General features: G+C 61.1%; 18 protein-coding genes and 2 tRNA genes. 4 read left to right on the top strand and 16 right to left on the bottom strand.

Annotated elements, in window-relative coordinates:
* Positions 1-79 precede the first annotated feature (79 nt).
* The 4 genes from AC1Q9F_RS07225 to AC1Q9F_RS07210 form a co-directional block, all read right to left on the bottom strand.
* The gene (locus tag AC1Q9F_RS07225) at positions 80-1,375 is read right to left on the bottom strand and encodes a virulence factor family protein (RefSeq protein WP_492619663.1); all 1,296 of its coding nucleotides are present in this window, start codon (positions 1,373-1,375) and stop codon (positions 80-82) included.
* Positions 1,375-4,014 carry a bifunctional lysylphosphatidylglycerol flippase/synthetase MprF gene (gene mprF, locus AC1Q9F_RS07220; protein ID WP_492619664.1) on the bottom strand — a complete coding sequence of 880 codons (2,640 nt, stop codon included), beginning with the start codon at positions 4,012-4,014 and terminating at the stop codon, positions 1,375-1,377. Before mprF ends, AC1Q9F_RS07225 begins: the two co-directional genes overlap by 1 nt.
* A gap of 280 nt (positions 4,015-4,294) precedes the next feature.
* A tRNA-Met gene (locus AC1Q9F_RS07215) sits at positions 4,295-4,371 on the bottom strand.
* A 212-nt stretch (positions 4,372-4,583) separates the two neighbouring features.
* Positions 4,584-4,663: transfer RNA gene (locus AC1Q9F_RS07210), tRNA-Met, on the bottom strand.
* 280 nt (positions 4,664-4,943) lie between these two features.
* Here AC1Q9F_RS07210 and dinB point away from each other — a divergent pair.
* On the top strand, positions 4,944-6,005 hold the full coding sequence (gene dinB / locus AC1Q9F_RS07205; RefSeq protein ID WP_207985213.1) for a DNA polymerase IV: 1,062 nt from the start codon (positions 4,944-4,946) through the stop codon (positions 6,003-6,005).
* A gap of 48 nt (positions 6,006-6,053) precedes the next feature.
* Here dinB and AC1Q9F_RS07200 read toward each other — a convergent pair whose 3' ends face one another.
* The 4 genes from AC1Q9F_RS07200 to AC1Q9F_RS07185 form a co-directional block, all read right to left on the bottom strand.
* On the bottom strand, positions 6,054-7,007 hold the full coding sequence (locus tag AC1Q9F_RS07200; protein ID WP_492619665.1) for a hypothetical protein: 954 nt from the start codon (positions 7,005-7,007) through the stop codon (positions 6,054-6,056).
* A 17-nt stretch (positions 7,008-7,024) separates the two neighbouring features.
* Entirely contained in the window at positions 7,025-8,740 is a 1,716-nt protein-coding gene (locus tag AC1Q9F_RS07195) for a proline--tRNA ligase (RefSeq protein WP_207985215.1), read from the bottom strand.
* Positions 8,741-8,855: 115 nt separating this feature from the next.
* The gene (locus tag AC1Q9F_RS07190; RefSeq protein WP_492619666.1) at positions 8,856-10,415 is read right to left on the bottom strand and encodes an AmpG family muropeptide MFS transporter; all 1,560 of its coding nucleotides are present in this window, start codon (positions 10,413-10,415) and stop codon (positions 8,856-8,858) included.
* Between the two features lie 43 nt (positions 10,416-10,458).
* Complete coding sequence (locus tag AC1Q9F_RS07185) at positions 10,459-10,800, bottom strand: MGMT family protein (RefSeq protein ID WP_492619791.1); 342 nt, start codon at positions 10,798-10,800, stop codon at positions 10,459-10,461.
* Between the two features lie 177 nt (positions 10,801-10,977).
* Between AC1Q9F_RS07185 and AC1Q9F_RS07180 the strand changes: the two genes are divergently transcribed.
* Positions 10,978-11,985, top strand: coding sequence for a DUF481 domain-containing protein (locus AC1Q9F_RS07180; RefSeq protein WP_492619667.1), 1,008 nt, complete (start codon positions 10,978-10,980; stop codon positions 11,983-11,985).
* Positions 11,986-12,104: 119 nt separating this feature from the next.
* Here AC1Q9F_RS07180 and AC1Q9F_RS07175 read toward each other — a convergent pair whose 3' ends face one another.
* Positions 12,105-12,314 (bottom strand): cold-shock protein, encoded by a 210-nt coding sequence (locus AC1Q9F_RS07175; RefSeq protein WP_002554837.1) that lies wholly within the window; start codon positions 12,312-12,314, stop codon positions 12,105-12,107.
* A 353-nt stretch (positions 12,315-12,667) separates the two neighbouring features.
* On the opposite strand from AC1Q9F_RS07175, the gene dcd reads away from it, so the two are divergent.
* Both dcd and AC1Q9F_RS07165 read left to right on the top strand, forming a co-directional pair.
* On the top strand, positions 12,668-13,234 hold the full coding sequence (dcd, locus tag AC1Q9F_RS07170) for a dCTP deaminase (protein WP_007954988.1): 567 nt from the start codon (positions 12,668-12,670) through the stop codon (positions 13,232-13,234).
* A 106-nt stretch (positions 13,235-13,340) separates the two neighbouring features.
* The gene (locus tag AC1Q9F_RS07165) at positions 13,341-13,550 is read left to right on the top strand and encodes a hypothetical protein (protein ID WP_085605329.1); all 210 of its coding nucleotides are present in this window, start codon (positions 13,341-13,343) and stop codon (positions 13,548-13,550) included.
* A gap of 39 nt (positions 13,551-13,589) precedes the next feature.
* Here AC1Q9F_RS07165 and pdeM read toward each other — a convergent pair whose 3' ends face one another.
* Genes pdeM through AC1Q9F_RS07130 form a run of 7 tightly spaced genes read right to left on the bottom strand, consistent with a single transcriptional unit; the run spans position 13,590 to position 20,975 of the window.
* Complete coding sequence (pdeM, locus tag AC1Q9F_RS07160; protein ID WP_492619668.1) at positions 13,590-14,246, bottom strand: ligase-associated DNA damage response endonuclease PdeM; 657 nt, start codon at positions 14,244-14,246, stop codon at positions 13,590-13,592.
* A complete protein-coding gene (locus tag AC1Q9F_RS07155) occupies positions 14,246-16,732 on the bottom strand; it encodes a ligase-associated DNA damage response DEXH box helicase (RefSeq protein WP_492619669.1) in 2,487 nt (828 codons plus the stop codon). The genes pdeM and AC1Q9F_RS07155 overlap by 1 nt, the downstream gene beginning before the upstream one ends.
* Before the next feature lie 59 nt (positions 16,733-16,791).
* Positions 16,792-17,556, bottom strand: a complete 765-nt coding sequence (locus tag AC1Q9F_RS07150; protein ID WP_007954993.1) for an ABC transporter ATP-binding protein — start codon at positions 17,554-17,556, stop codon at positions 16,792-16,794.
* 13 nt (positions 17,557-17,569) lie between these two features.
* Entirely contained in the window at positions 17,570-18,688 is a 1,119-nt protein-coding gene (locus AC1Q9F_RS07145; protein ID WP_085605335.1) for a succinylglutamate desuccinylase/aspartoacylase family protein, read from the bottom strand.
* A 12-nt stretch (positions 18,689-18,700) separates the two neighbouring features.
* A complete protein-coding gene (locus tag AC1Q9F_RS07140) occupies positions 18,701-19,411 on the bottom strand; it encodes an ABC transporter permease (RefSeq protein WP_007954996.1) in 711 nt (236 codons plus the stop codon).
* Positions 19,408-20,136 (bottom strand): ABC transporter permease, encoded by a 729-nt coding sequence (locus AC1Q9F_RS07135; protein ID WP_492619670.1) that lies wholly within the window; start codon positions 20,134-20,136, stop codon positions 19,408-19,410. The genes AC1Q9F_RS07140 and AC1Q9F_RS07135 overlap by 4 nt, the downstream gene beginning before the upstream one ends.
* A 56-nt stretch (positions 20,137-20,192) precedes the next feature.
* Positions 20,193-20,975, bottom strand: a complete 783-nt coding sequence (locus AC1Q9F_RS07130) for a transporter substrate-binding domain-containing protein (RefSeq protein ID WP_007955002.1) — start codon at positions 20,973-20,975, stop codon at positions 20,193-20,195.
* Positions 20,976-21,049: the final 74 nt, after the last annotated feature.

Genomic DNA, 21,049 nt, shown 5'->3' with positions numbered 1-21,049 from the left:
GCTTACCGTGGGAGTCCTCGGAATGAAAAAGCCCCCGCAACCATAAGGTTGCGGGGGCTTTTTGGTATGGCGCTTCAGATCACTCTTCCGCCACCTGCGCCGTGTTCTGACGCTTTTCGATCAGATCCACAAGACGCTTGGCCAGCGCCGGGTAGTTCTCGTCGAAGTGGTGACCGCCTGGCAGTTTCACTGCTTCGCCCACCGCGGTCTTGTCGGTGCAACCGCTTTCGTCGGTTTCTTCTTCACCGTAGATGCACACGACCTTGGCCGGTGGCAGCTTGGCCATTTCCGGGCCGGTGGCGGCTTCTTTGCCGGCGTTGCCGAGCCAGCCTTCGACTTCGATTTCGAAGCTGCCGGTGCGGGCGAAAGCCAGAAGGATGATTGCGTCAACGCGTTGCTGCTCGGTGTCCGGCAGGCGGTTGTAGATGGCCGGCAGGACATCGGCGCCGAACGAGTAACCGGTCAGGATGAAGCGCTTGGTGCCCCATTTCTGGCGGTAGTGCTGCATCAGTTCGGTCAAGTCGAGGGCGCTCTGTTCCGGGCTTTTGTGCTGCCAGTAGTAGCGCAGGGTGTCGATGCCGACGACCGGGTAGCCGATCTTGGCCATTTCACCGGCCACATCGCGGTCCAGATCGCGCCAGCCGCCGTCACCGGACAGGAACAGGGTCACGGTGTCCTTGGCCTGGCCGGCCGGGACTTCCACCACTGGAATCTGCAGACCACCGTTGGCCTTGTCGCCACCGACGAGGATCTTGCGCAGTTCGTTGTTCAGCACTTGCGGCAGGTTGATGTCGTAGTCGCTGATGCTGGTTTCGGCGTTCGGTTGATCGCGCACGAAACCGGCGCTGGTGTCGTCCGGGTTGTCGTTCCACGCCACCAGCCAGTGGCCGTGGGCGGCGGATTTTGGCAGCAGGTGAGTGCAGCCGGGTTTTTCCAGGGCCAGGTCGACCGAGACGGCCTGAGCCTTGTCGTCCTTCTGCTCGGACAACCAGCGCCACGCCAGCACGGCGCCAGGGCCGATACCGCTGACCAGCGTCGCCGGGCCGTTCAGTTCGCGCAGGCCGGCTTGCAGGGCACGGCTTTGCAGCAGGCAGTCCTTGGGCAGAATTACCTGAACGATCTGCGCCGAGGCGCTGCGGCTCAGGGTGCTCAGTTGCTTGTCGCTGAGTTTCTGGTCGTCGTTGACCGCCACCAGCACCTGCGCCTTGGGCTTGGTACCGGGGATGACCCGGGTCATGGCGGCGCCATCGGCCGGGGTGAGCTGTTCGAGGGTCGGTTCCGGTGCCGGGCGTTTGAGGTACCAGAAACCGCCACCGGCAATCGCGGCCAGCACCAGCAGTGCGACCAGGATGTACTTCAGGGAGCGTTGAATCATCAGCGTTTCACCAATCCAGTCAAGCCGCCCGCGATCAGGGCAGCAGTGTCGGCCAGCGCCACCAGCGGATCGAGTCCGGCGGGCACGGCCATATAACGGGGTTCCCAGTCAGGCTGGAACTTGTCTTTGAAGCGGCGCAAGCCTTGGAAGTTGTACAGCTGCTCACCACGGCGGAAAACCATCGAGCCCAGACGTTGGGTCAGCGGTGCCCCGCGCCGGGGTTGCAACCCCGACAGCGGCACCATGCCCAGGCTGAAGCGCGCGTATCCGTGACTCTTATAGTGTTGAATCAGACCGACCATCATGAATTCCATGGTCAGCTTGGGGGCGTCCGGGTGCGCGCGCATCAGGTCGAGACTGGCCAGGTCATGGCTGTAGGTCTCGAGCAGGTTGGCGAACGCCACCGGGCGACCTTCGAAGCGAATCACCGCGATGCGGAAATGCTTCAGGTAATCATCGCTGAAACGGCCGAGGGAGAAGCCTTTCTCGCGCACGTTCTTGCCGGTCAGCCAGGCATCGGAAATCACCTTGAGCTCATCCATCGGCGCCTGGCCCGGCTCATGGATTTCCAGCGACAGGCCGTCGCGGGTGCCACGGTTCCAGGTGTAGCGCAGGTCCTTCATCTCCTTGCCCTTGGCTTCCAGGTCAAAGCGATGCAGATCGACCCGGGCTTCCTCGCCCAGCTTGATCGCAGTCAGGCCGATGTCCATGTAGTACGGCAGGTTCTCGGCGCGCACCTGATAGAACACGGGGCGGGCGTGATGGATGTCGCAAAGGTCGCGGAACTGCCAGATCATCTCGGCGCGTTGCTGGCCGGGGCCGATCGGGTCGTACAGGGCCACCAGACTGCGGCCGCGACGGGCGTACATCAGGAAGGCTTCGTCGTTGGGATGAAACAGCAGCGCCTTGTCGCCGGTCAGGGCCAGGCCGCCGTCCGGTTGCGAGGAGGCCATCAGAATCTTCGAGGCGCGCTCCAGCTCATCGGGTGTCGGCAGATGGATCACCGGGCGAGCGGTGCGCAGCAGCCAGGTCAGGGCGATCACCAGCAGCAACACGGCGGCGCCGAGCAGCGAGCGCAGGCCGCGCGGGGCGTCGGCGTCGAGGGTGAACTGCCACCACAGTTGATGGCTGTACGGAACGTCCTGATAAGCGAACAGCAAAAGCCAGGTCGAAGCGCCGAGTACGCACAGGCTGGCCACCAGATACAGCGGCGAGAACGGCAGTTCGGTCAGGCGGCTCGGGCGGTAGAACGAGCGACGGAACACCCCCAGCAGCGCGGCGGTAAGGGTCATCAGGGTCGCTTCTTCCCAGTCGAAACCCTTGAGTAGCGAGAGCAGGGCGCCCACCAGCAACAGAATGGTGGTCAGCATCCACGCCGCCGACAACCGGCGACGCAGGCCCTGGGCGAGCATCAGGCACAGCACGCCGATCAGGCTGGCGCCAAAGTGCGAAGCATCTACCAGACGATGTGGAATCAGAAAACCGATGTGTTCCAGTCGGGTGTCGATCTCTGGCGTCGCGCCGGAAAACAGCAGCACCACGCCGGACAGGAACACCAGCACCGCAAGAATCGGTGCTGCCAGACCGGAAGCCGCACGCATGGTCTGCGACTGAAACAGGCGCTGGCCTTCGTTGATCAGCAACAGCACGCAGGCCACCAGCAACGGCAGCACCACATAGATCAGGCGATACAGGAGCAGGGCGGCCGCCAGTGGAGCGGCGCCGAGCTTGTCGGCGAACGCCGCGAGCAGAATGGCTTCGAAGACGCCCACGCCACCCGGAACGTGACTGAGTACACCGGCGGCCAGCGCCAGCAGATACACCAGCAGGAAGGCACCGAAGGGTGGCGCTTCCGGCAGCAACAGATAAAGGACGGTTGCAGCGGCGGCGACGTCGAGGGCGGTGATGACCAGTTGCAGGAACGTCAGACGGCGACCCGGCAGGCGCAGGGTGCGACGACCGGCCCGGACCAGCAGGTTGTCCGGATAAGGTTGTTCCGGCAGGCGACGGCGATAGATACCGATGGCCAGGATCGCGCCGAGTAGCAGCACCACGCCGGCAATCGTACCTAACAAGGTCTCGGACAAGCCCAGTGCCTGCGACGCAGCGGGCAGGTTGCTCAGGGTCGCAAGCGCAGCCAGCGGCGGCAGGGCGCAGCCCAGCGACAAACTGGCGAACAGGGTCATGTGCGCGACTTCGGACGCGCCCAGTCCATGCCGTGCATATAGACGGTAACGCACGGAGCCACCGGACAGCATCGACAGGCCAATGGCATTGCCGATGGCAAACGCGGTGAAACCACCGAGGGCCAGGGTTTTCGGAGTCAGCGTCACGCGGGCATAACGACTGGCTGACCATTCGTAGCCGAGCAGAATGATGAAGCCGACGACCGTCGCACCGAGGGCGCCGAGCAGGGCCGGTTTCGGCACGTCGAGAATCGAGTCGTGCAGTGCGTCGAGATCGAGTTCGCTGAGCAGATGGCGACAGGCAATCAGCGCGATGGCGAACAGCAGCAAAGTGACCGCCAGACCGATCGGTTGCCGGTATTTGCTGATCCGATCCAGCAGGCGCAGGCGCTCAGGCTTGATCGGTGGATTCGCTGTGACGGTGTCTTGTGAATCAGACGAGTTGGCGCGCATCAATCACCTCTTGGATTGTGCGCGACAGGATGGAGGTATCCAGCCAAGTTACCAATCCCTGTAGAAAAAAATAATCACAAAATACTACGCCTCTCACCGGGTATCGGCGAGGGCAGCTCCTGGATTGCAGACGCCTTGCCTGCGACTTCAAGCATAGTCGCAACTCGGCGGGTCTGAAGATCCTGAACGGTTCACTGCACAGTGACAGATCATTGTTGCGAAAGGACTTTTTCCACAGATACAAAAAAGGCCACTCTTTCGAGTAGCCTTTTTTGATGTTTGGTTGCGGGAGCCGGATTTGAACCGACGACCTTCGGGTTATGAGCCCGACGAGCTACCAGACTGCTCCATCCCGCGTCTGTGTGGCGGCATTCTACAGGCGAACGGCGGGGTGTCAACCGATAATCCCGAGAAGGGTCAAATAAGTGTGCAATCGCGGCAAACGGTCGCAGGTGGCTGCTTAAGTTTCGGAATTGAAACGGATTCCTGTTTGCAGAGCGCCGTGCATCGTCGTGAAAAACAGACGCGCACAAAAAAGGCCAATCTTTCGATTGGCCTTTTCTGATGTTTGGTTGCGGGAGCCGGATTTGAACCGACGACCTTCGGGTTATGAGCCCGACGAGCTACCAGACTGCTCCATCCTCCCGCGTCTGTGTGGCGGCATTCTACAGAGGAACGCCGGGGTGTCAACCTTCAATTTGGATAAAACCTCTTCAGCTTCAATCGGTTAGCGCTGACGGACGGTCTTTTCAGAGGCTGCAGGTCAGGCGCAGCAAGGGTTCCAGCTCTATTGGAGGCTGGTTTTCGATTGAGAAAATAAATTCAAAGTCCGTTTCCTACAAACTGAAAAGAACATTCATACCACTGGTGCTATATACAGGTGTCAGTGAGATACTGCCGGTCCGGCTCGCCATGTTTCCTTTTCTGTCATGACTCAGCGAAAAATCATCCACGTCGACTGTGACTGTTTCTACGCCGCCATCGAGATGCGGGATGACCCGAGCCTCGCCGGCAAGCCGTTGGCGGTGGGTGGCTCGGCGGACAGGCGCGGGGTGATCGCCACCTGCAACTATGAGGCGCGGGCTTACGGCGTTCGCTCGGCGATGTCCTCCGGACACGCCTTGAAACTGTGCCCGGACCTGACCATCGTCAAGCCGCGAATGGACGCCTATCGCGAGGCGTCGAAGGAAATTCACACGATCTTCAGCGATTACACCGACCTCATCGAGCCGCTTTCCCTGGACGAGGCGTACCTCGATGTCTCGGACAGCGCGCATTTCGGCGGCAGCGCCACGCGGATCGCCCAGGACATTCGCCGCCGGGTTTCCAACCAGTTGCACATCACCGTCTCCGCCGGCGTGGCGCCGAACAAGTTTCTGGCCAAGATCGCCAGCGACTGGAAAAAGCCCAACGGCTTGTTCGTGATCACCCCGGATCAGGTCGAAGACTTTGTCAGTGGCCTGCCGGTGAGCAAGTTGCACGGGGTAGGCAAGGTCACGGCAGACAAGTTGAGCAAGCTCGGCATCAGTGACTGTCTGCAATTGCGCGAGTGGGACAAGCTGGCGCTGGTGCGGGAATTCGGCAGTTTCGGCGAGCGCTTGTGGAGTCTGGCCCGTGGGATCGATGAGCGATTAGTGCACAACGACAGTCGCCGTCAGTCGATCAGTGTGGAAAACACCTACGACGTCGATCTACCGGATCTGCGCAGTTGCCTCGACAAGCTTCCAGAACTGCTGGAAACCCTGAAAACCCGCATGGCGCGAATCGACAGCAGCTACCGGCCGGGCAAGCCGTTCGTCAAAGTGAAGTTTCACGATTTCACCCAGACCACACTGGAGCAGGCCGGGGCAGGGCGGGATCTGGGTAGTTACCAGTTGATGCTGACGCAGGCGTTCAACCGAGGTGGCAAGCCGGTGCGGCTATTAGGAGTGGGTGTGCGGTTGGAGGATTTACGCGGCGGGTTCGAACAAATGGAGTTGTTCGAGCGATAAGCGGACAAAAAAATGCCCGAAACAGGTTCGGGCATTTTTCAGGGGTTTTCAGTTCGGCCCCGGATCCGCCACCAGACGCCCCGCATCCCGGGTCAGGGACTTGAGGAATTCGGCCTGCAACTCAGGATCGTTGCGGGTCAGTTCGATCAGGCTTTGTTCCAGTTCACTGGCTTCTTCTTCCAGACCCAGTTCCGACAGGCGCTTGACCCGGTGCACCCACTGGCTCACTTCGTCGTCTTCCAGATCGTCGTAGATCAGCCCGTGAGCTTCCAGCAGCTTGCCGCGCAGGTGAGTGCTGATCGCCAGGGACGAGTCGGAATGCACGTCATCGTTGCTGTCTTCGACGCTGATCTGCAGTTTGCCTACATGATTGAGGTCGTTTTCGGCGAACGGGCTGTCGAGCAGGTTCAGACGCAGCACGCCGTTGCGATCGGTGGTCATGTCGAAGGTCTGCTTGCCAGCCTTGACCTGAACCGGCCGCTCGCTCCACGGCAGGCTCGAATATTCCGTGCGCTTGTCGCGCTGGACTTCGTCGATGCCGGCCAGGTTCTGCTGCGCACGACCGTTGGATTGCACGTTCATGAACGGGTTGAGCCCGGCGAAACCGTAGCTGAGCCAGTCCCGTGTCACGCTGTCGGGCAGATTGCCGAGGGCAAACACGTTGACCACGTTTGCGCCGACGCCGCCGACCACCGCCACCGCGCCCAGCGGAATCTCGTAGATCTCCCGCCAAGGCTGGTAAGGCGTGTAACGGTCGTAATGGCGCGTGACCTCGAACTCGGTGACTTCGAAGGTCTTCTGTTCGTTGATCTTCACGCGCCGTTGCGGCAGCTCAAGCACCTTGGGCTCGCCGACATCGATCTGCAGGCTGTGATCGAACAGTTTGCGCTCGACACGTTCCTCGTGCTCGCTGCGTTGTGACATGTGATTGGCACAGCCGCTGACCAGCAGGGTGCCGCACAGGGCGGCACCACCGAGGCCTAAGGTGTTTCGCTTGAACATGACGTCTCTATCTGGTTTCAGCGGCGGATACGGGCCTGAAGGAAGGACAGCACGTCGGCAACCGGCAGCGCTTGCGCCTGGCCTTCGGTACGGCTCTTGTATTCCAGGTTGCCTTCGGCGAGGCCGCGGTCGCTGACCACGATCCGGTGCGGAATGCCGATCAGTTCCATGTCCGCGAACTTGATGCCCGGGCTGGTTTTCTTGTCGCGGTCGTCCAGCAGCACTTCGAAGCCGGCCGCGGTCAGTTCCGCGTACAGCTTGTCGGTGGCTTCGCGCACCAGCTCGGTTTCATAGCGCAGCGGCACCAGGGCGATCTGGAACGGCGCCAGGGTGTCGCTCCAGATGATGCCGTTCTCGTCGTTGTTCTGCTCGATGGCGGCAGCCACCACGCGGGAAACACCGATGCCGTAGCAACCCATTTCCAGGGTTACCGGCTTGCCGTTCTCGCCCAGCACTTCGCACTTCATCGCCTTGCTGTACTTGTTCCCCAGCTGGAAGATGTGCCCGACTTCGATGCCGCGCTTGATTTCCAGGGTGCCCTTGCCGTCCGGGCTCGGGTCGCCGGCCACGACGTTGCGCAGGTCGGCCACGGTCGGAACCGGCAGATCACGCTCCCAGTTCACGCCGAAGTAGTGCTTGTCGTCGATGTTGGCACCGATGCCGAAGTCGCTCATCAGCTCGACCGAACGGTCGATGATGATTGGCAGCGGCAGGTTCAGCGGGCCGAGGGAACCGGCGCCGGCGCCGATGGCGTCACGCAGTTCGGCATCGGAGGCCATGACCAGCGGGCTGGCAACGCCTGGCTGGTTGGCAGCCTTGATTTCGTTCAGCTCGTGGTCGCCACGGATGATCAGCGCAATCAGCTTGCCTTCTTCTTCGGCGTGCACGATCAGGGTCTTGATGGTCTTTTCAATCGGCAGATTGAATTTCTCCACCAAGGCCGCGATGGTCTTGGTGTCTGGCGTGTCGACCAGGCGCAACTCTTCGCTTGGTGCGGCGCGCGAGGTTTCACGCGGCACGGCTTCGGCCTTCTCGATGTTCGCCGCGTAGTCGGAACCGTTGCTGAAGACGATGTCGTCTTCGCCGGACTCGGCCAGCACGTGGAACTCATGGGAGCCGGCGCCGCCGATCGAACCGTTGTCGGCTTCCACCGGACGGAACTTCAGGCCCAGGCGGGTGAAGATGTTGCAGTACGCTTCGTGCATGCGGTCATAGGTGATCTGCAGCGACGCCTGATCCGCATGGAAGGAGTACGAGTCCTTCATGATGAATTCGCGACCGCGCATCAGGCCGAAGCGTGGACGGATTTCGTCACGGAATTTGGTCTGAATCTGGTACAGGTTGATCGGCAGCTGTTTGTAGCTGCTCAACTCGTTGCGCATCAGATCGGTGATCACTTCTTCGTGAGTCGGGCCCGCGCAGAAATCACGACCGTGGCGGTCTTTGATGCGCAGCAGCTCAGGGCCGTATTCTTCCCAGCGCCCCGATTCCTGCCACAGCTCGGCCGGTTGGGTGCTCGGCATCAACACTTCCAGAGAGCCGGCGGCGTCCATTTCTTGGCGAACGATGGCTTCCACCTTGCGCATCACTCGCAAGCCCATCGGCAGCCAGGTGTACAGGCCCGAGGCGAGTTTGCGGATCATGCCGGCGCGCAGCATCAGCTGGTGGCTGATCACGACCGCGTCGGAAGGCGTTTCTTTCTGTGTGGCGAGCAAAAATTGACTGGTGCGCATGGTTGGCCGTTGTCGGTTGCTATGACTGGAAATGACGGAGCAGTGTAACGGCGAGATCCGCCGACGTACAGAAGTGCAGCCCCGGCGCAACCCCTCTCGCCGGGTGCGAGATGTCTTACGATTCTTCCACGACGGAGGTCGGTGCAGGTTCCGGCGTCGGCGTCGGTCCTTCACGGCGGCTTTCCTGGAACCAGTGCAGGGCGATCAGCACCAGGGTCGGAACGCCGAGCAGCGCGGTGATCAGGAAGAAGTTGTGGTAACCGAATTTCTCCACCATCACCCCGGAGTAGCCGCCGATCAGACGTGGCAGCAGGAGCATGATCGAGCTGAGCAGGGCGTACTGGGTGGCGGAGAACTTCAGGTTGGTCAGGCTCGACAGGTAGGCGACGAACGCCGAGGTGGCCAGGCCAGAACTGAAGTTGTCGAGGGATATCGTCACCACCAGCATCTGCAGGTTCGGGCCCATGTCGGCCAGCATCAGGAACAGCAGGTTGGTGGCCGCCGATGCAGCGCCGCCGATGAGCAGAATCGGCAGGATGCCGAAACGCACGATCAGCAGGCCGCCCATGCCGGCGCCGACGAGGGTCATGATCAGGCCGAAGATCTTGCTGACGCTGGCGATCTGATCCTTGGTGAAGCCCTGATCGATGTAGAACACGTTGGCCATCACGCCCATCACCGTGTCGGACATCCGATAGGTGGCGATCAGACCGAGCAGCAACAGTGCCTGCCAGCGGTAACGCAGGATGAAGTCGTTGACCGGCGTCAGCACCGGCGCCAGACCGCGACGACCCATGGTCGAGAGGCACAGGCAGGTCAGGGTGGTGTAGAGAATCGCGCGAAGGAACGCCCGGTCTTCCAGCAGCAGGTCCAGCGGGCTCATGTCACCAAACAGTACGCTGGCGAAATCGGTGTTGTAGAGCTGGGTGAACATCGCCGGCACAGACACCAGCAAAATGATCAGCACAAACACCGACATCAACTGATGCATGAAGGTATATCGCCCGGCCTGCAACTGGGTGCGCAACGGCACCGGCGGCTCGCGCATCAGCAGGGTGGTGAGCAGGGCGGGGACCATCAGGGCGCCGAACAGCACGTAGGTGCCGGTCCAGGCGGAGTGCTGGTAGTTGAAGCCGGTGGAGCCGAAGCCCTCGGCGAAGAACAGTGCACCGGCGGTCGCCAGAAGCGCGGCAACCCGATAACCGGACATGTAACTGGCGGCCAATGCGGCCTGACGGTTGTCCTCGGCGATTTCCAGGCGATAGGCGTCGACGGCGATATCCTGGGTGGCGGAAGCGAAGGCGACAACCACCGCGATAGCGATCAGCCAGGACAGGTGCTTCTGCGGGTCGCAAAAGCCCATGCCGATCAGACCAAGGATCACCAGCGTCTGTGAAAGCACCAGCCACGAGCGGCGACGCCCCAACTTGCCCAGCAGCGGCAGGCGCCATTGGTCGAGCAGGGGCGACCAGACCCATTTGAAGGCGTAGGCCAGACCGATCAGGCTGGCGTAGCCGATCGTCTCGCGGGCCACACCGGCTTCACGCAGCCAGACCGAAAGTGTCGAGAACACCAGCATGTACGGCAGGCCGGCGGCGAAACCCAGCAACAACAGCACGAGCGTCGAAGGACTGGCATAGGCGGCGAGCGCGGCGCGCCAGGTTTTACGGGGCATGGGCTGAAGTCTGCCTCAAGATTGCGAAAACAAAGCGCGCACTCTAACCGCTGTGCTCTACCGGACGCCAGCCATGGCGCCGAATATCCACACGATTGTTCAGGACGGTGATGCCTTCCATGCGCAATCGGGCCCGCTGTTCGTCCCCTGACGAGCTGCCCGCCGGCAGGCTGATCCGACCGCCGGCGCCGAGTACGCGGTGCCAGGGCAGCTTGGTGTCGCCGGGCAATTGACTCAGGGTCCGGCCGACCCAGCGGGCGGCGCGCCCCAACCCCGCCAGTTCGGCCAACTGACCATAGCTGACGACTTTGCCCTCAGGCACTTGGGCGAGGGTGGAATAGAGTGCCGTGCGTCGGATTTGCGGATCGTTTTCGCAGGCATGCATCGGGTCTGTCACGTGCGCGGTTCCTGAACTAGATCGCGTTATGTCTCTAAGCGTAATCGGTGGATGGGCAATTGAGAAATGAACTCAACAGAAATAGCCGGGTCACTCCTTGTCAGGGAATTATTCCTACGGATAATGCCGACCCCTTTTTCGCAATCTTGAGTCCCCGATTCGCTTATGTTGTCCAGAACCCTGCTGTGCCTTGCTGTCTTCAGTGCGTCCACCCCCCTGCTTGCCGACACCGTCTGGTTGAAGAACGGTGACAAGCTGAGCGGCAAAATCACGCTGTTCGACGGTGGCAAGTTGCTGGTCCAGACCCAGTATGCGGGTGCCGTGACCATCGACTGGAAGCAGGTCAAGACCCTGGAGAGCGATCAGGAGTTGCTGGTCAAGCAGGATGCCTACAACGGCGAGAAGGCCAAGTCGCTGAGCGCCGCCGAAGACGGCAAGGTCACCCTGGCCAATGGCGAAGCGCCAAAAACTGTGGAGCTGGCGAGCATTCAGCAGATTCTCAAGCCCAAACCGGTGGTCGAGGATCTGGTGTGGAAAGGCAACGTCGACCTGGCACTGGATTATCAGCGTGCGGAAAAGGACACCGACGATTACGACATCGGCTTCAAGACGTCCGCTCGCCACGGCCGTTGGCGGCACACCGCCGAGGGCGAGTACAACCGCGAAGTGCAGGACGACGTAACCACCACCGACAACTGGCGCGCCGAATACGCACTCGACCGCTTCCTGACGGACAAGTGGTTCTGGCAGGGGCGCTTGAACTATAAGCGCGACCACATCGAAGAGCTGGCGCGCCAGCGCGTGGTCGGTACCGGTCCGGGTTACCAGTTCTGGGATGACGAGCTGGGGGCGTTCTCCCTGGGCTCGCTGCTCAACCGTACCGACTACCAGTATCGCGATGGCAGCAAGGACAATTTCTATTCGGTCGCCGTCAAGTGGGACTACAACCGCTACCTGATCGGCAAGAAGGTCGAGTTCTTCACCAGTGGCGAAGTCGGAAAGCCGCTGTCCGGCGTGGCCGATTATGCGCTGGATGCGGAAATGGGTCTGCGCTACAAGGTCACCGACTGGGCGTCGCTCAACCTCAAGGCTGAACGCGACATCATCAGCGGCACCGAGGACGCGGATCTGAGCAAGACCCGCTACACCGCCGGTTTCGGCGTCGCCTGGTAAACAACAAAAAAGATCGCAGCCTTCGCAGGCTGCGATCTTTTTTTTGCGCCCGGAAAAACAGACGCCCACAAAAAAGCCCCGCTTTTGAGGGCGGGGCCTTTTACTAAAGAAGCTACAAGTTAGATAACTTGTACTTCTTCAGCTTGCATGCCTTTCTGACCGCGGGTAGCGATGAAAGAAACCTGTTGGCCTTCTTTCAGGCTTTTGAAGCCGTCGGATTGGATAGCTTTGAAGTGAACGAACAGGTCGTCACCGGATTGTGGAGTGATGAAGCCGAAGCCTTTTTCATCGTTGAACCACTTAACGGTACCGGTTTGGCGATTAGACATGGTGTAACTCCTTGGACAAAGATAACTGCGACTCAGGAAGAACCCTGGCCGAGACTGAGTGCAAAGAGCAGGAAAAATTCTTGTAGATGGTTGGATCGAAATTCAACATATCGTGTAGAGATTCTCAGTGACACAAGCAGCACAGTGGCGCCACCTTAACCCTTTTTCCGGAACGTGCCAATGCTTCTTGCGAAGGTTTCTCTGTTTTAAGGATCGGCGGTGTGACGGTTCGTCGCCAGGCCGCGTAATTCCTGCACGTTCGGCGAGAATTGCAGCCCGGACTTTGAACCCGGCGGCGCGCCCGGTAAGATGCCGGACAGATTTTTTCCACCTCGCTATTCAGGACACCCGCCATGAGCATCAAATCGGACAAGTGGATTCGCCGCATGGCGCAGGAACACGGCATGATCGAGCCGTTCGTCGAGCGCCAGGTTCGCGGCAGCGACGACAGCCGTGTGATCTCCTACGGTGTGTCGAGCTATGGCTACGATGTGCGTTGCACCAATCATTTCAAGGTGTTCACTAACATCAATTCGGCCATCGTCGATCCGAAAAACTTCGACGCCGGCAGCTTCGTCGATGTCCACAGCGACGTCTGCATCATTCCGCCGAACTCCTTCGCCCTGGCCACGACCGTTGAATACTTCCGTATTCCACGCAACGTCCTGACCATCTGCCTGGGCAAAAGCACCTACGCTCGCTGCGGCATCATCGTCAACGTCACCCCGCTCGAGCCCGAGTGGGAAGGCCAGGTGACCCTCGAGTTCTCGAACACCACCAACCTGCCGGCGAAAATCTACGCCAACGAAGGCGTGGCGCAGATGCTGTTCCTCGAATCCGACGAGGAATGCGAAGTCTCCTATAAGGACCGAGCGGGCAAGTACCAGGGCCAGCGTGGCGTGACCCTGCCTCGCACCTGATCCGTCCATCCGGCAGTTACCGGGAATTCTTCGGCGGGTAGACACTCTATGGGGTGTACTGCCCGTTTCGCGAACAGCGGGACGGGCCTTCGCCGAGGAGTGCTCCATGAAGATCGATCCGCAAATCACTGCCGAACTGGCAAGGCTCGAGCCCAATCAGATTGGCGTATTGGCCTGGTCCTTGTTGGCACACCCGCCCATCGCCATGGCTGGCGGAATTCCTCACCAGCCCGATCCCGATACCCCCAACGAAGAACCGACCGAGCCCGGCGAGCCTACGTTGCCGGACAAACCACCACCTGCGCCCGTCGCTTGATTGAATGCATGGCCCGTCGGCTGAATCCTGAACAGGACTTCAGCCGACGGGCCATATTTCGTTGTCGCCAATGACAAAGATCCGACAGCTGTCTTCCTTCTCCACCGGATAACCGCCGGTGAACGCACCGAAGGCCGGCAGCAGGCTGATGCGTTCTCCCAGCCTGAAACACGCCAGCCGCAAACGCTGACGCCCCTTGCCGTTCAACCGATAAACCGGATGAACGTGGCCTGCGAGGACGTGACGCTCAGGGTGCGGATCGGGTTCGTGCTGCAACGCGAAGGGCCCGAGCAGCAACGGCTCCGGCACCACCCGAATGTTCAGCGTCGCTGGCGGATCACCGGCGCGTTTATCGTGATTGCCGCGAATCAGTGTTATCGGCAGATCGACGTGGCGTGAGCGCCACTCAGCCAATGCACTCAAAGTGCCCGAGGCATGGGAGCCGGGTCCGTGCAGAAAATCCCCAAGAAAGATCAGTTGCCGACACGGCAGTTTCGCCAGCAACTGCTCGATCACGGCGATGTTGCTCGCCGTCGTGCCCTGCGGCACCGGCTGCCCCAGGCGCCGGTAAGCGGCAGCCTTGCCGAAATGCACATCGGCAATCAGCAGCGCCTGTTGCGCCGGCCAGTACAACGCCTTTTCCGGCAGCAACCAGAGGTCTTCGCCTGCCAGACGCACCGGGTAGGGCGCGTTCATCAGGATTGGCCCTTGTCGGCGGTTTTCTCCAGATCGCCGACCATTCGGCGGATGCGGTCGGCGAGTTTTTCCGAACTCATGCTTTCGCGCATGCGTTCCACCAGCAACGGAAAGCCGAGCGGTGTAGGACGTTTGATCAAATGCATGTCCAGTTTCATCTGGTTGATTCGCTCCAGTGTCTGTTCCAGTCGACGAATATCCAGTTCTTCCCGCAGGACTTCTTCCCCGGCCTGCGCCAATAGCAGGTTGTCGGCGTCGTATTGTTTGAACACTTCGAAGAACAGCCCGCTGGAGGCCTGCACCTGACGCGTACTTTTCGGCGCGCCGGGGTAACCGGCGAACACCAGTCCGGCAATCCGCGCGATTTCCCGAAACCTGCGCAGCGCCAGCTCCCCTGCGTTGAGGCTGGCCAGCACATCCCTCAATAAGTCCTCGGGACTGAGCAGGGCATCATCCAGTTGCACAGACCAGTCAACGGGGGTGGCGCTGAGCAATTCCAGTCCGTAATCGTTGACCGCAATCGAGAAGGTCACAGGCAGACGCTGACTGACCCGCCACGCCAGCAGGCTGGCCAGCCCCAGATGCACCTGACGTCCCGCAAACGGGTATAGGAAAAGGTGCCAGCCTTCGCGGGATTTCAGCACTTCGGCCAGCAGATTATTGACCGTCGGCAGGCCCGACCAGCGCATCTGCGTTTCCAGCAACGGTCGCAAGGCCTGCATTTCCGGGCCGGCAAACTCGCCTTGCGCCGCCACGCTGAATCGGGTGACCACTGCTTCGGCCAATTCATTGGAGAGCGGCATGCGCCCGCCATTCCAGCGCGGTACGGCGGCTTTTTTCGCGGTGCTGCGTTTGACGTAGGCGGTCATGTTTTCCACCCGCACCAACTCCAGCAAGCGCCCGGCGAACAGGAAGCCGTCGCCCGGTTTGAGGCGGGCGATGAAGCCTTCTTCAACGCTGCCCAGTTGTTTGCCGCCCCCGCCCTTGCTCCAGAACTTCAAATGGATCGCGGCATCGCTGACGATGGTGCCGATGCTCATGCGATGGCGGCGCGCCAAACGGGCATCGGGGACGCGCCAGATCCCGTGCTCATCCGGCTCGACCCGGCGGTAATCCGGGTACGCCGTCAGCGACATCCCGCCGTGGCGTACGAACGCCAGCGCCCAGGCCCAGTCCGCGAGCGTCAGGTCACGATAGGCCCAGGCGCCACGGACTTCTTCGTACAGCTCATCGGGAATAAAGCCACCGCCCAGGGCCATGCTGACCAGATGCTGCACCAGTACATCCAGCGGTTTATGCGGTGACAATCGAGGTTCGATCCGCCGCTGCGCCACGGCATCGCGGGCGGCCGCGGCTTCGATCAGTTCCAGACTGTGGGTCGGCACCAGGGTCACCCGCGACGTTCTGCCGGGCGCATGCCCCGAACGCCCCGCACGCTGCATCAGCCGCGCGACGCCTTTGGCCGAGCCAATCTGCAGCACTCGCTCCACCGGCAGGAAATCCACCCCCAGATCGAGACTTGAAGTGCAGACCACGGCTTTGAGTTGGCCGTTCTTCAGCGCTTGCTCGACCCAGTCGCGGGTGTCACGGGACAGCGAACTGTGGTGCAGGGCGATCAAGCCGGCCCAGTCCGGCCGCGCTTCCAGCAAGGCCTGATACCAGATTTCCGATTGCGCCCGGGTATTGGTGAACACCAGGCTGCTGGCGCAGACGTCCAGTTCGGCGACCACTTGCGGCAACATTTTCAGACCGATGTGCCCGGCCCAGGGAAAACGTTCGATCGCTGGTGGGAGCAGGGTGTCGACCTTGAGCGACTTTTCGCTTTGCCCCTGAATACTGACGCCACTGCCCTGTGGGATCAGCACCTGTTCGGCGTGGGACTGATTGCCGAGCGTCGCGGAAACGCCCCAGACGATCAGCCCCGGGTGCCAGCGGCGCAACCGGGCGAGGGCCAGCTGCAATTGCACGCCGCGCTTGTTGCCGAGCAATTCGTGCCACTCGTCCACCACAACCATGCGCAACGTCGACAGCGCCGTTTGCGCGTCGGCGCGGGCGAGCATCAGGGTAAGGCTTTCCGGGGTGGTGATCAGCGTGGTCGGCAGGCGCCGGTTCTGCCGGGCGCGCTCGCTGCTGCCGGTGTCGCCGGTGCGCAGGCCGACGCTCCAGGGAATCTGCAGATCGTCCAGCGGCGTTTGCAGGGCGCGCGCAGTGTCGGCGGCCAGCGCCCGCATCGGTGTGATCCACAAGACAGTCAGCGGTTCGGCGGGTGGTGGGCGTTTGCGGGTGGTTGCAGCCACGGGCCCGGAGCGGGCAAAACGATTGAGCGCAGCAAACCACACCGCGTAGGTTTTACCGGCACCGGTGCTGGCGTGCAGTAGGCCGGATTCGCCCCGTTTGACCGCCGCCCACACTTGTTTCTGAAAGGCGAACGGCTTCCAGTCGCGGGCGCTGAACCAGTGTTTGGCGAAGTCGGTGGAAGTGCCCATGCCGGCGACGTTTGCTCTGAAGGTGTTCCTTCAGTGACCGCGCCGGCCGGGCAATAGTTTTACTTGAGATTGCCGCTGAGGAATTGCTTCAGGCGTTCGCTTTTCGGATTGCCCAGCACTTCTTCGGGCGCGCCTTCTTCTTCTACCAGCCCCTGATGCAGGAACAGCACCTGGCTCGAGACCTTGCGCGCAAAGCTCATTTCGTGGGTGACCATAATCATGGTCCGGCCTTCTTCGGCCAGGCCCTGAATCACTTTGAGCACTTCGCCGACCAGTTCCGGGTCGAGTGCCGAAGTCGGTTCGTCGAACAGCATGACTTCCGGCTCCATGGCCAGGGCCCGGGCAATCGCCACCCGCTGTTGCTGGCCGCCGGAGAGGAACGCCGGGTATTGATCCGCCACCCGCGCCGGCAATCCGACCTTTTCCAGATAGCGCCGGGCGCGGTCGTCGGCTTCCTGTTTGCTGCAACCGAGCACCCGGCGCGGGGCCATGGTGATGTTTTCCAGCACGGTCATGTGGCTCCACAGGTTGAAGTGCTGGAACACCATCGCCAGCCGGGTGCGCAAGCGTTGCAGTTCATCGGCGTCGGCGACGTGCATGCCGTGGCGGTCGGTGACCATGCGGATCGCCTGGCCATCGAGGCTCATCGCGCCGTCGTTGGGTTGTTCGAGAAAGTTGATGCAGCGCAAAAAGGTGCTTTTGCCCGAGCCGCTGGCGCCGATCAGGCTGATCACGTCGCCGGTCTTGGCCTTGAGCGAGACGCCTTTGAGCACCTGATGGTCGCCATAGCTTTTGTGCAGGCCTTCAACGGTCAATTTGTACATGGGACAGGCATCCTCAAGGCGAAAGTAGATAGCCGCTGCGATAGGCTTCGGCGCCCGCGACGTGGGCGATCACCATCCCGGCCGTGGCCATGCGCCGCAGCGAGCGGGCATAGAGCAGACCGGAAGCGGTGCAATGGACTGGCGTGACCCGGTCGCTGATCGGGTCGATGATTTCGGCGATTTTCTGCCCGGCTTCCAGCCATTGGCCGGGCGTGGCGCTGTACACCAGCAGCCCGCCGACGGGAGTGGCCACCGGTTCCACGCCGGCCAGCGGTGTGGCGGGATGTGGCAGCGCCGGCAAGGCTTTGGGTTCGCCGACGATGGCGCCGAAATGGATCAGGTAATCGATCAGCGCCTGGCAATCGCGACTGGCCAGCGGATGGGTGACATCCCCCTGGCCGCGCAACTCGACGGTGACCGAGAAACTGCCCAGTGGAATCTCGAAGTGTTCGCCGAAGCGCTCCTTCAATTGCCACCAAAGCAGGGTGAAGCACTCGTCGAACGACTGGCCGCCGGAGTCGGTGGCCAACAGGCTCGCCTGGGATTCGATATAACGCGCCAGCGGCTCGACCTGCGGCCAGGCCTCGGGCGTGGTGTACAGGTGAACCACGGATTCGAAATCGCAATGCAGGTCGAGCACCATGTCCGCATCGCAGGCCAGCCGTTGCAGGGTCAGGCGCTGGGATTGCAGCTGAGTCGTGGCGGTGTGGCGGGCGAGGGCGTTGCGCAGGCTGGACCGGATCAGTTCGAGGTTGCGCTGCGGGTCATCGCTTAGTTGTGCTTCGATTTCGTTGCCGATTTCTTCGCTGAGGTCGACGAACCAGCGGTTGAAATTCTGCCCGCTCTCCAGCTCGTAGCGGCCCAGCGGCACATCCATCAGCACCTGTTCGAGGCCGACCGGGTTGGCCACCGGCACCAGCACGATTTCGCTGCGCAGGCGGCCGGCGGCTTCCAGCTCCGCCAGACGCTGTTTGAGGTGCCAAGCCACGAGCATGCCGGGCAGTTCGTCGGCGTGCAGCGAGGACTGGATGTAAATCTTGCCCTGGGCCTTGTCCGGGCCGAAGTGAAAGCTGTGGATCTGTCGTGCGGTCCCCGGCAGCGGGGCCAGCAGGTCGTGTATCTGGTGGCGCATCTCAAAAGGGTCCTAGTGGGTCGGGCCGAGGAAGGCCAGCCATCGGCGTTCGGCAAGGCGGAACAGGCCGACCAGCGCAAAGGTGATGGTCAGGTAGATCAGCGCGGCGATGCCGAACGACTGGAAGGTCAGGAAGGTCGCCGAGTTGGCGTCCCGCGCGACTTTCAGGATATCGGGGATGGTCGCGGTGAAAGCCACGGTGGTCGAGTGCAGCATCAGGATCACTTCGTTGCTGTAGTACGGCAACGAACGGCGCAGCGCCGACGGCATGATCACGTAGGCATACAGCTTCCAGCCGGTCAGGCCGTAGGCCTTGGCCGCTTCGACTTCGCCGTGGTTCATGCTGCGGATCGCCCCGGCGAAAATCTCCGTGGTGTAGGCGCAGGTGTTGAGGGCGAAGGCCAGGATCGTGCAGTTCATCGCATCGCGGAAGAAACTGTCGAGCACCGGTTGTGCGCGCACGGCGGCCAGGCTGTAGATCCCGGTGTAGCAGATCAACAACTGGATATAGAGCGGCGTGCCACGGAACAGGTAGGTGTAGAACTGCACCGGCCAGCGAATGTAGAAGTGCGGTGAGACGCGGGCGATCGACAGCGGAATCGACACGAGGAAACCGAAGAAGATCGAGGCGCTGAGCAGCCACATCGTCATCGCAAGGCCAGTGATGTTTTGGCCGTCGGTATAAAGGAAGGCTTTCCAGTATTCCTGCAGGAGTTCGATCATCGTACGGCCTCCCGGGTACCGGCGGCGTATCGACGTTCGAGCCAGCGCAGGATGATGTTCGAAGCACTGGTGATCAGCAGGTAGATCAACGCGGCGAGGACCAGGAAGTAAAACAGTTGATAGGTGCTTTTACCGGCGTCCTGCGCGGCCTTGACCAGATCGGCCAGGCCGATGATCGACACCAGCGCGGTGGCCTTGAGCATCACCATCCAGTTGTTGCCGATGCCCGGCAGGGCGAAGCGCATCATTTGCGGGAACACCACGAAACGAAAGCGCTGGCCACGTTTGAGGCCATAGGCGGTGGCGGCTTCGACCTGACCGCGCGGCACGGCGAGAATCGCCCCGCGAAAGGTTTCAGTGAAATACGCGCCATAAATGAAGCCCAGGGTCAGGACCCCGGCGCTGAACGGGTCGATCTCGATGTATTCCCATTCCATGTAATCGGTGAGCGTCGTCAGCCAGGTTTGCAGGCTGTAGAAGATCAGCAGCATCAGCACCAGGTCCGGCACCCCGCGAATCAGCGTGGTGTAGAGCTGGGCGGGCAGGCGCAGCAGTTTGACTTTTGACAGCTTGGCACTGGCGCCGAGCAGGCCGAGCAACACGGCCACCAGCAGCGACAACGCCGACAATTTGATGGTCATCCAGGTGCCTTCCAACAGCAAAGGGCCAAAACCCTTGAGGCTGAAGGCGGAGAGCCCCAGATTTTGTAAGAGGTTTTCGAACATAAATCAGCAACCTGACTGAATGAAAAAGGCGCCCATCGAGGATGGGCGCCGGGGCATTATTTGCCGCTGTACAGATTCAGATCGCCAAAGTGTTTCTTTTGAATCTCGGCGTATTTGCCATCATCGTGTAACGCTTTGATACCTTTATCCAAAAGCGCTTTCAGCTCGGTGTTACCTTTCTTAATACCGACAGCGGTCTTGGCTGGCAGCAAGTGGTTGTCGACCGGCTCGCTGACCGCATAGTCGGCGCCCTGCGGCGACTTCAGAAAGCCCAGTTCGGCCTGCAACATGTCCTGAATGCCCGCATCGAGACGGCCGGAAGTCAGGTCGGAATACACCTGGTCCTGGTTCTGATAGGCCTGGGTTTTCACGCCAGCCTTGTCCAGCACGGCTTTGGCATAGGCTTCCTGGATGGTGCCTTGCTCGTAACCGACGGTTTTGCCTTTCAGGGAGGCGACGTCGTCGGTGATGCCCGAGCCTTTTTTCGACACGTATGCAGTCGGGCCGGAGAACAGCTCGCTGGAGAAGTCGATGACTTTTTCGCGGGCTTCGGTAACGGTCATCGACGAGATCACACCGTCGAATTTATTGGCCTTGAGGCCCGGAATCATACCGTCGAAGTCACTTTCGACCCATTTGCACTTGACCTTCAGCTCGGCGCAGATCGCGTTGCCCAGATCGATGTCGAAGCCAACCAGGCTGCCGTCTGCCGCTTTCGACTCGAACGGTGCGTAGGAAGGGTCAACGCCAAACCGCAGTTCTTTGTATTCCTTGGCCAGCGCGGAGCCGGCGGCCATGCACAACGCCAGTGCAGAAAGGGTCAGCAATGCTTTTTTCATTATTCAATCCCTAAAAACCAATATGAGCGCTTGTGGCGCGGAATGATTGTTACTGGAGCGCTTACGACTTATAG

The organism is Pseudomonas sp. GW823-FHT04A03 (genome assembly GCF_058796615.1).
Note: the sequence above shows the minus strand (reverse complement) of the source record. Positions and strands in the feature narration are given on the sequence as shown.

Excerpts from the sequence above, each read along its gene's own strand:
- AC1Q9F_RS07225 (WP_492619663.1), bottom strand. The coding sequence starts at position 1,375 with ATGATTCAACGCTCCCTGAAGTACATCCTGGTCGCACTGCTGGTGCTG.
- mprF (WP_492619664.1), bottom strand. The coding sequence starts at position 4,014 with ATGCGCGCCAACTCGTCTGATTCACAAGACACCGTCACAGCGAATCCA.
- dinB (WP_207985213.1), top strand. The coding sequence starts at position 4,944 with ATGACTCAGCGAAAAATCATCCACGTCGACTGTGACTGTTTCTACGCC.
- AC1Q9F_RS07200 (WP_492619665.1), bottom strand. The coding sequence starts at position 7,007 with ATGTTCAAGCGAAACACCTTAGGCCTCGGTGGTGCCGCCCTGTGCGGC.
- AC1Q9F_RS07195 (WP_207985215.1), bottom strand. The coding sequence starts at position 8,740 with ATGCGCACCAGTCAATTTTTGCTCGCCACACAGAAAGAAACGCCTTCC.
- AC1Q9F_RS07190 (WP_492619666.1), bottom strand. The coding sequence starts at position 10,415 with ATGCCCCGTAAAACCTGGCGCGCCGCGCTCGCCGCCTATGCCAGTCCT.
- AC1Q9F_RS07185 (WP_492619791.1), bottom strand. The coding sequence starts at position 10,800 with ATGCATGCCTGCGAAAACGATCCGCAAATCCGACGCACGGCACTCTAT.
- AC1Q9F_RS07180 (WP_492619667.1), top strand. The coding sequence starts at position 10,978 with ATGTTGTCCAGAACCCTGCTGTGCCTTGCTGTCTTCAGTGCGTCCACC.
- AC1Q9F_RS07175 (WP_002554837.1), bottom strand. The coding sequence starts at position 12,314 with ATGTCTAATCGCCAAACCGGTACCGTTAAGTGGTTCAACGATGAAAAA.
- dcd (WP_007954988.1), top strand. The coding sequence starts at position 12,668 with ATGAGCATCAAATCGGACAAGTGGATTCGCCGCATGGCGCAGGAACAC.
- AC1Q9F_RS07165 (WP_085605329.1), top strand. The coding sequence starts at position 13,341 with ATGAAGATCGATCCGCAAATCACTGCCGAACTGGCAAGGCTCGAGCCC.
- pdeM (WP_492619668.1), bottom strand. The coding sequence starts at position 14,246 with ATGAACGCGCCCTACCCGGTGCGTCTGGCAGGCGAAGACCTCTGGTTG.
- AC1Q9F_RS07155 (WP_492619669.1), bottom strand. The coding sequence starts at position 16,732 with ATGGGCACTTCCACCGACTTCGCCAAACACTGGTTCAGCGCCCGCGAC.
- AC1Q9F_RS07150 (WP_007954993.1), bottom strand. The coding sequence starts at position 17,556 with ATGTACAAATTGACCGTTGAAGGCCTGCACAAAAGCTATGGCGACCAT.
- AC1Q9F_RS07145 (WP_085605335.1), bottom strand. The coding sequence starts at position 18,688 with ATGCGCCACCAGATACACGACCTGCTGGCCCCGCTGCCGGGGACCGCA.
- AC1Q9F_RS07140 (WP_007954996.1), bottom strand. The coding sequence starts at position 19,411 with ATGATCGAACTCCTGCAGGAATACTGGAAAGCCTTCCTTTATACCGAC.
- AC1Q9F_RS07135 (WP_492619670.1), bottom strand. The coding sequence starts at position 20,136 with ATGTTCGAAAACCTCTTACAAAATCTGGGGCTCTCCGCCTTCAGCCTC.
- AC1Q9F_RS07130 (WP_007955002.1), bottom strand. The coding sequence starts at position 20,975 with ATGAAAAAAGCATTGCTGACCCTTTCTGCACTGGCGTTGTGCATGGCC.